8 protein-coding genes are annotated in these 8,471 nt (G+C 29.8%); all 8 read right to left on the reverse strand.

The window, feature by feature from the left end:
- Nucleotides 1-326 precede the first annotated feature (326 nt).
- The 8 genes from ACFS5M_RS12350 to ACFS5M_RS12385 all read right to left on the reverse strand — a co-directional run bounded on the left by ACFS5M_RS12350 (nt 327) and on the right by ACFS5M_RS12385 (nt 8,381).
- Nucleotides 327-872, reverse strand: a complete 546-nt coding sequence (locus ACFS5M_RS12350) for a DUF5063 domain-containing protein (protein WP_183490558.1) — start codon at nt 870-872, stop codon at nt 327-329.
- A gap of 270 nt (nt 873-1,142) precedes the next feature.
- On the reverse strand, nt 1,143-1,427 hold the full coding sequence (locus ACFS5M_RS12355) for a hypothetical protein (protein ID WP_183490561.1): 285 nt from the start codon (nt 1,425-1,427) through the stop codon (nt 1,143-1,145).
- Between the two features lie 301 nt (nt 1,428-1,728).
- Nucleotides 1,729-2,106, reverse strand: a complete 378-nt coding sequence (locus ACFS5M_RS12360) for a hypothetical protein (RefSeq protein ID WP_183490564.1) — start codon at nt 2,104-2,106, stop codon at nt 1,729-1,731.
- A gap of 249 nt (nt 2,107-2,355) precedes the next feature.
- Nucleotides 2,356-2,628, reverse strand: a complete 273-nt coding sequence (locus ACFS5M_RS12365; protein ID WP_183490567.1) for a hypothetical protein — start codon at nt 2,626-2,628, stop codon at nt 2,356-2,358.
- A 283-nt stretch (nt 2,629-2,911) separates the two neighbouring features.
- On the reverse strand, nt 2,912-3,553 hold the full coding sequence (locus ACFS5M_RS12370; RefSeq protein WP_183490570.1) for a hypothetical protein: 642 nt from the start codon (nt 3,551-3,553) through the stop codon (nt 2,912-2,914).
- A gap of 42 nt (nt 3,554-3,595) precedes the next feature.
- On the reverse strand, nt 3,596-3,901 hold the full coding sequence (locus ACFS5M_RS12375) for a 4-fold beta flower protein (RefSeq protein ID WP_183490573.1): 306 nt from the start codon (nt 3,899-3,901) through the stop codon (nt 3,596-3,598).
- Between the two features lie 221 nt (nt 3,902-4,122).
- Entirely contained in the window at nt 4,123-5,937 is a 1,815-nt protein-coding gene (locus ACFS5M_RS12380; RefSeq protein WP_183490576.1) for an RNA-directed DNA polymerase, read from the reverse strand.
- A gap of 203 nt (nt 5,938-6,140) precedes the next feature.
- Nucleotides 6,141-8,381 carry a tetratricopeptide repeat protein gene (locus ACFS5M_RS12385; protein WP_183490579.1) on the reverse strand — a complete coding sequence of 747 codons (2,241 nt, stop codon included), beginning with the start codon at nt 8,379-8,381 and terminating at the stop codon, nt 6,141-6,143.
- Nucleotides 8,382-8,471: the final 90 nt, after the last annotated feature.

Genomic DNA, 8,471 nt, shown 5'->3' on the forward strand with positions numbered 1-8,471 from the left:
ATTTCTCCAATAGCATATTTGAAGTATTTACCTGTTTTATTTTCCATAAGCAGATTTTGTCTAATTTTTCTAAAGAATTTTATCATTTAGTTAATGGTTGTCATAATGAAGGCTAACGTGTTCGTGTATGATTTTTTGCGGATTGAGCCGAAGCTATTTTGGCTTCGGATGAGCCACTTGTGGCGAAAAATCCGCTGGAGGAAAATGGCAAGGCTTAGACTTGCTAATTTTCCGATTAGTTAAATATACAAATTGTAGGATAAAATCTTCCTCTTAACCAACTTGTGTAGCAATTAATTATACACGTTGTTAGCCACAGTATTTATTCAAGTTGTTGTTTTTCCATCGTAATATATGTAGTGCAAAGCTCTTATTGCATTCACACAATGATTTCCCCAATGAGTGGTAAATCCGAATTTCAATTGCCAAAGTCCATCTTCGATTGCCTCGTCTGTTCCGATTTGGTCTATTTTATAGAGTTCTTCTTTTAAATCCGCATAAATATCCGCAACATCATCGACTAACCAACCTTGTGTTGGCTCGTTTTCATTTTCGTAAGTTGGGTCAAAAACTTCCCAATAAAAACATTCTTTTCCAAGTGAGGAAATCAGATTTACGTTCTGTTCTTTTAGTTTCTCTCTCGTAAAAGTTTCAAATTCCGATTTTTCGCTTGAGTGAATTAATTCGACCGATTTCAGAGAAATTCCAGCGTTATATAATTCAGTCAGTTTTTTATGGATTTCAGGATAAAATTCTTTTTCCTTTATTTCTTTATTTTCAATCAGTTCAATAAATCCACGAGCAACTTTTAGGAAATCTTGAGTTTCCTTTGATTCAAGTAATGATTGTATTTCTTTAGTCAAGTTTTGCATTCGTGGTCATATTGTGGCTAACGTGTTCGTGTATGATTTTTTGCGGATTGAGCCGAAGCTATTTTAGCTTTGGATGAGCCACTTGTGGCGAAAAATCCGCTGGAGGAAAATGGCAAGGCTCTGACTTGCGAATTTTCCGATTAGTTAAATATACAAATTGTAGGATAAAATCTTCCAAATAACCAACATTGCGTAGCAATTAATTATACACGTTGTTGTGTATATGTAGCGAAACACTAGAATAATCTTGTTTGGCTTTTATTCCAAGTTTTAAATATTTTCAGTAATATAAAAGTCTATCGCAAAGTATAATAAATGAATTATAGCGAACAGAGTGATAATCCAATTGTATTTTTTGGTTAAAAGCCTTGAAATATAATAAAGAATGATAAAAAATATTGCAGCCATTGGAGGATAAACCAAAGGAATAAAACCTCCATGTCCAGAACTAGCAGATAAATCAGCTGACATTCCAATAATCCATGAAATTATCATAGCTATTAAAATTCCGATAATGTTGTTTTTCGGTTTGGTAATCAGTTCTGGTATTTTCATTTTAACTTGTTATTATTTATTCCGCAAACTTGCTAAAATTCAGAGTAATGATTGGAAAATTAATAGTTTGATTTTTAATTGAGCTATTATGTACAACGTGTTCGTGTATGGTTTCGTGCGGATTTTCAGCCGAAGCTATTTTAGCTTTGGATGAGCCACTTGTGGCGAAAAATCCGATGGAAAAAAGGAGCAAGGCTGTGTCTTGCTATTTTTCCAAGTAAATCATACTAGTTTGTTTAAAGATATAAATTTTAATTGAAGTTCAGGCGTTAGCATGAACTATACACGTTGTTGGCTGTAGTTAGATTAGATAACAGTCAGAGTCTTTAAAAAATAATTTTCTTCCTGTATATTCAGAAATCTGTTTTTCCAAGTCATCAATCCATTCAATTTCATCCTCATTTGGATTTAAACCACAGTATAAAACAAATTTTTTAGAAGTAATTAATTGTTTAGATTTTGCATCATAAATTTCCAAGTATGCGATGTTCTTATGACTATGAATAGAAAGTACATTTATCCAATATCCTTCACCTAATTCAGATTCAATCCAGAAGGCTTTTTCAGGAAGTTGCTGTTCTTTTTTCTTGTAATCCTGAAAGTCCTTTTTTCGTTCGTTATCAGAACATGAAGTTGTAAGAAATAATATAAATATTGAAATTAATAAATATTGTTTCATAAGTTATTACTGCCAACGTGTTCGTGTATGGTTTCGTGCGGTTTTTCAGCCGAAGCGACTTTCGCTTTGGATGAGCCACTTGTGGCGAAAAATCCGATGGAAAAAAGGAGCAAGGCTGTGTCTTGCTATTTTTCCAAGTAATCATACGTTTGTTTAAAGATATAAATTAAATTTGAAGTTCATGTGTTAGCATGAACAATACACGTTGTTGTATGTTGGCTTAACTCAATATTATATTACTTCTTTCGATTAAGATGTTATCAAATAAATGGATATTGGTACTATTATAATAGTAAGAATAAGTAGAAATATATTCAGTCTATTTTTTTTCCGCGCGTTGATTCTAATTTCTTCTTTAATTCTTTCCAATTCAATATGACTAACTTCAATAAATTCCAATTTGGTCTTACCAGATTTTGAAATCATTAAATCTTTAGCTTTTCTAAATTTCCTTCTTCTTTTTAGAGCTCGATTATTTTTTAAACTCACATTTGCAGAAGCCATTGATCCTTCGCCTCCCATAATTATATATTTCTAAGTATATGTCTAATAACTAATTAATGTTACTTCAGAAGTTAATTTAAAGCTTACATACAACGTGTTCGTGTATGATTTTTTGCGGATTGAGCCGAAGCTATTTTAGGCTTCGAATGAGCCACATGTGGCGAAAAATCCGCTGGAGGAAAATGGCAAGGCTTTGACTTGCTAATTTTCCGATTAGTTAAATATACAAATTGTAGGATAAAATCTTCCACATAACCATCTTGCGTAGCAATGAATTATACACAGTGTTGTGTGTAGTTTTTTAAGCTGGAAATTGAATCATAAAATGGTTTATTCCAGACAACATTAATTTAACTTCTTCCTCTTTGTATTCCGAGTATTTTCCGTGAGCAGCATTGTTCCGCAAATCTAACCAAGCAGTAATTTGTTTTTGATAAGTCATATTATAAACTCCTAGTTTACAAAGTTCAGAATTGATTGTGTCAGCTTTTTTATGTATTTCTTTACCTTTAGAATTCAAAAAAGATTTTTCTATTCCGTGTTTATCACATAGTTTCTTTAAATGAGATTCGAGAGTGCTACCAATAATTACTGCTGAAGCATCCTTATATCCTTCTGATAATAAATAAGATGACATTTCTAAATAGTCTGCAAAGACTTCAGAGTGAATTAATTCACTTAAAGTTTTAAGAAAATCATTATTTAAATCGTCTCTCAAAGCCTCTGTTATTCCAATAATTTGTCTTAAGCGAGAGCCAATTTTTACACCTTGTTTTTCTAAAATTCTTTCGATTTCTTTATTGTATTCAGAATTTATACCAGTAATTCTGACCACAGCTGCTTTACACTTTCCAATTAAGACGGTTTTGGTTTCTAGTGGTAAGTCAGATAAATCACCATATTTTGATTGGACTCTAATTCTCTCGAATTGAGTTAAAATCATATTTAATTGCTCTATGAAAACATCTTTATTCATTGTTTAGTTTTATAATTTATCAAGTACATCTGTCCAGCCAATTTTATCAATTTTTCCTATTCTGTCAATTTTTGGGATTGGCGGTATTGGCGGAATAGGCGGTATTTTTGGAATTTTATTCATTGGTTGCATTTTGCTATCTCTTCGAAGAATGTAATTTTCACTGATTATTTCTCCGATATATTCTCCATCAGAATTCCAAGCTCTGTTTTCTTCATCAATCCATCCTTTGTAGTTAGAATCTTTGTCGAAAATTCGGTTATTGTAAATAAATCCCCAATAATTTCCGCTCCATTTATAAATAGGTGTTTTCATATTTTTCTCAAATTACACACAACGGTCTTGTGTATGAAACGTAGCGTGCAAAAAGACACTAATTTTTCGGATTAACACAGAGCCAAGTTTTTAATTTTTATGTTTAATTTTCTTTTCTAAATATAACCAAATTAAAAATTTGGCGTACTTTGTAAATATACGAAAACCTCTCGTAAAGCCTATAATAGCTATGTTTTATACACGTTGTTGGCAACTGGCTTTTAGCTAATGTTATATTGTAAATCTATCCATTTTAAATAATATGGGTCCGAAATACTTTTCAATACTTTCGTTTTAATATCACTATTTGTTCTAATTTTTTCTGAATTTAAAACAGAACAAAGAACAAGAAATTTCGATAATGGATATGTTCTCTGTTTGTTTTCTGGAAATAAATAGAAATTTAATCTGCTGTTTGATTTTTCAAAATCTGAAAAAGATAATATCTGATTCGCTAACGTAACCGTATTAGTTACACCTGAAGATATTTGATTATATAATAACTTTTCAACTTTAATACTATTTGTAGTTAATAGTCTTGATAATATTGCGGTTACTTGTCTTCTTAAAAAAGTATCTGTCTGCCACAGATTTTTATATTTATCGATAAAATTGTATAAATCTTCGGGATGATTGTATTTTGCTTTAAACCATAATACACAATAGAAATCTGACGATAATTTTCGTTTGAAAGAGAACGCAACAATATTACTTTCGAATTTTTTCAAGAACTCTTTAGACTTATCATTAATTGGAACTTCCCAATTAGTTACAAGATTACATAATTGATATAATGATAAATCATCGAAAATGTCTATAGTATTTAAAATCTCTAAAACAACATCAGATGATTTTTTAGAATATCCACTATTGGATAAATACATAAGTAAATGACTCCTTAAACCAGGATAATCAACATACTTTTGAGTCATTAATGACAAAAGGGATTTAGATTCCAATTTACTGTAAGTCGTTATATATCTTTTGGCAATCTTATCCCAATATTTTGCTCCTGTGTCTTTAAAATGAGCTTTAAACCTTTTGTGTAATTCCGAGCAAATCTTCTTGTAATTGGCATCAGATTTTTTCGTTTTTTCAATACTATCAATATATCTATTGGATTCTATTTGAAAATGATAAAAACCTTGTTCTTCGTTATAGATGTTAGTTTTAGCTAAATTAAGGGCTAAACCTCTTGTTTTTAGCATATCAGAAATAGAGCTAATAGTTTCTATTGCCTCTTTTTTAGTGTCTATTCCAATAACAATATCGTCCATCCATCTCGTGAAGCTATTGTCAGTTTGTTGTTTTATAACATCGTCAACTTCAAACAGAAATGAGTGTGCTAATAGTCTAATTCCTTCGATATTTGTTGTAGGTAGTCCTCGTTTTGTATAAGGTAAGTAGTCTGGTTTCCAAGCTATTTCCTGAATAATTCTAAATAATAAATCTATCAATACTTCGTCTATTTGGCTATAACTGGTAAATACTTTTCGCAGTTCGTCCAAGTCTATACTGTCGTAATAATTAGATAAGTCAGTTACAGCAATTAGTTTTTTGTCATCTTGAAAGTGATAGATTTGTTTTTGTAGTTTTTTCCATTGCTGTCTCCAAGAAAGACCATATTCCTTAACTTCGTGAGGAAAAGCCATATTATGCTTGTCTCTTGAGTAAAATGCGTTTTCGGAAGGCTGATTTAAAAGAATCTTATCCGCAATATTTTCTACTAAAGTTTGAAGTACAACTGCATCTGTAGGTTGTGGTATAACCAAATGTCTACAAACACCAAACTTTTTTTCAATACGGTAAATTAGTGGTTGAGAAACTTTATAAGTTCCGTTTAAAATTTCGTTTCTAATAGCAAGAGCTCTTTCCTCAATGTTAAAGTTAAAATCATAGTGGTCATATAAATCCGTTAAATCAAGGCTACGAAGCTGATTTCGAACAATTTTTCTCCAAACGTCAGTCAGTTTTTTCTTTTCGAAAATTTTTGATAGAGTTGCTTTCCTTAATTTGTTAAATCTTTCTGTTTGCATTGATGTTTTTCAGCTTGTTGCCAACGTGTTCGTGTATGATTTTTTGCGGATTGAGCCGAAGCTATTTTTGGCTTCGGATGAGCCACTTGTGGCGAAAAATCCGCTGGAGGAAAATGGCAAGGCTCTGACTTGCTAATTTTCCGATTAGATAAATATACAAATTGTAAGATAAAATCCTGTTCTTAACCAACATTGCGTAGCAATTAATTATACACGTTGTTAGGTGTTGTTTTTATACTATCAACAATTTTTTGTCTTAAGTTTTTATAATCTTCGTAAAAATTTTCTTTTTTGAATTCTTCACTGTTTAATTCAAATATATCAATTGCTTTCTCTATACTTATAAGGGAATTATGATAGTCATTTAAGTAGAAAAATGACACACTTTTTCTCCAATATGGTAGTGGTTGATTCGGATATATTTTTATAATTTTATCATCAATTGTTAGTTTATTTTCAAAATTTCCCAATTTAAACTCTATAAGCCCTAAAAGCTCTAAATAGTCAATATTTGAGTCTAATTCATCTAAATTAGAGAGAAAAGATTTAGCAATTTCATACTCCTCTATTTGTATAAAAAGAGAGCTCAATTTTAGTTTGTTTTCATAATTTGTACTATCAATTTTTAGTTCAGAGTTATATTTAACAAATAAGTTAAATAAGGAATCATTTTCTCTTTTAGTTAAATTATTTTGAATTCTAAATAAACTGCCTACGGAAGTACTTTTAGCTTTGAATCTATAATAATCGAAGCTCAAGTCTTTTCCCAAATTTAAATATGTGTTGGCTATTTTTGAATAAGCGTCAGAATCGTATTTATTTATTGAAATTAGTTTTTTATTATAGTCAATAATTTTTTTTAATTTAATTACTGAATCTTTATTCAAACCTATACTATTATAATGCGAAGAATAGTCATGGTTATTTTTAATTGCACTCTTTAGGTGTCTAGAAATCATTTTAAAATCTTTCTTATTCTTCATCAGAATGACCATCTTTAAAGCGTCTTCGACATTCTGATTTGCATCATTTGATACTACTTTGCTTATTTTACTGTAAATAGAATCCAATTTTTTTGTATTGAAATTCTCGCCAGCTCCTAAATTGAATCCAAGTTTCAGATAATCTTGTAAATCAAGAAAATCAAACTCTACATCTGATTTTTTTGCATTACTTTCCATTTTATTTAATTCTCTAATGACATTATTAATATTCCCATCAAAAAAATAAATGTAGGATTTAATGCCATTACTGATAGGTTTAGCAAATTCATAGTATTTTTCTAGTTTATCAATTGTTTTTATAGCATCATCATAGTCCCCTTTGATAACGTTCAATAATCCCTCGGAAAAACAAGGTATTGAGTCTTTCTTTGCAATTAATGCAGATTGTTCGAATTCAGTAAAAGCGAGCTGAGAATTGTTATTTATTAAATTAAGAAAACCACTGAATAGATATAAATTACTTTTGTCATAAAAATCACTGTTCTTTAAATATTCAACTTCTTTTTGAGTTTCATTTAAATCTCCTGAAATTAAATTTACTATTGATTTCGCTAGTCTCGAATCATAATTATTAGGGTCAATATCTAAAGAAAACTCTAAAATTGGCAGAGCGTTTTCATAATCCTTTTTCTCTAAATAGCATTCTGCCATATAATAAGCATAATAGGAATTATCCTGATATGTAAAATTCAAATCTTGAAGTTTATTAGTAAGTTTAATAGCTTGATTTAATAACTCAATTCCTTTATTGCAATTACCATTTTTTAATTCAGAAAACCCTAAAATATTGTAAATAATAAATTTCTCATCCTTAAGAGACTCTAGCGAACGTATTTTTGATAATTTCAAATTTTTCTTGAAATCTGAAATGTGCTTATCCTTTATGAACACAGGAATATCAAATTCATAGAACTTTTTTGTTAAAACGAAATTTATTCTGTATTCTTTACTTTCAGAGTCCAAATCTCCGAATATGACAAAATCGGCATTCTTAGCATTACCAATTTTTAAAGCATCATTGAAATTTTTAGGTGTTTTTGAAAGGCTATCGATTTTAATTTCAATTTGTAAATCATAATTTACCTTTTCTTCAGACAGGCCATTTTCTATTACTTCTTCAATTTTAAATTTTGTGTTGGAATCATTTGCATCGTGAAATGGTAAAATAAGAACTTTAAGATTTTCACTTTGAGAAAATTCTATTTCCTCTGGTGCATAAAATAAATTTCTTATTTGACCTTGAACATCACCAATAATAGAGGATATGATTAACCATACAATAGCAGCAAAAACTAGAAAAGTAATGATAATGACTCTATATTTTTTTCCAAGTTTAGTTGTTTCACTAATATTTTTAGCTTTTTCCTCACTAAATAGAACTGAAACAATAATTTCAAATAAGACTAATCTATTCGATTTTTTTTCTTTGTTTTCACTCATTGTTTTTTCTCAAATAACACCTAACGTGTTCGTGTATGATTTTTTGCGGATTGAGCCGAAGCTATTTTTAGCTTTGGATGAGCCATTTAT

The organism is Lacinutrix iliipiscaria, from assembly GCF_042686125.1.
GTDB classification, from domain to species: Bacteria; Bacteroidota; Bacteroidia; order Flavobacteriales; family Flavobacteriaceae; genus Oceanihabitans; species Oceanihabitans iliipiscarium.

What these genes read in the sequence shown, in the direction of transcription:
- ACFS5M_RS12350 (WP_183490558.1), bottom strand. Translation starts at nt 872, where the DNA reads ATGCAAAACTTGACTAAAGAAATACAATCATTACTTGAATCAAAGGAA.
- ACFS5M_RS12355 (WP_183490561.1), bottom strand. Translation starts at nt 1,427, where the DNA reads ATGAAAATACCAGAACTGATTACCAAACCGAAAAACAACATTATCGGA.
- ACFS5M_RS12360 (WP_183490564.1), bottom strand. Translation starts at nt 2,106, where the DNA reads ATGAAACAATATTTATTAATTTCAATATTTATATTATTTCTTACAACT.
- ACFS5M_RS12365 (WP_183490567.1), bottom strand. Translation starts at nt 2,628, where the DNA reads ATGGGAGGCGAAGGATCAATGGCTTCTGCAAATGTGAGTTTAAAAAAT.
- ACFS5M_RS12370 (WP_183490570.1), bottom strand. Translation starts at nt 3,553, where the DNA reads ATGATTTTAACTCAATTCGAGAGAATTAGAGTCCAATCAAAATATGGT.
- ACFS5M_RS12375 (WP_183490573.1), bottom strand. Translation starts at nt 3,901, where the DNA reads ATGAAAACACCTATTTATAAATGGAGCGGAAATTATTGGGGATTTATT.
- ACFS5M_RS12380 (WP_183490576.1), bottom strand. Translation starts at nt 5,937, where the DNA reads ATGCAAACAGAAAGATTTAACAAATTAAGGAAAGCAACTCTATCAAAA.
- ACFS5M_RS12385 (WP_183490579.1), bottom strand. Translation starts at nt 8,381, where the DNA reads ATGAGTGAAAACAAAGAAAAAAAATCGAATAGATTAGTCTTATTTGAA.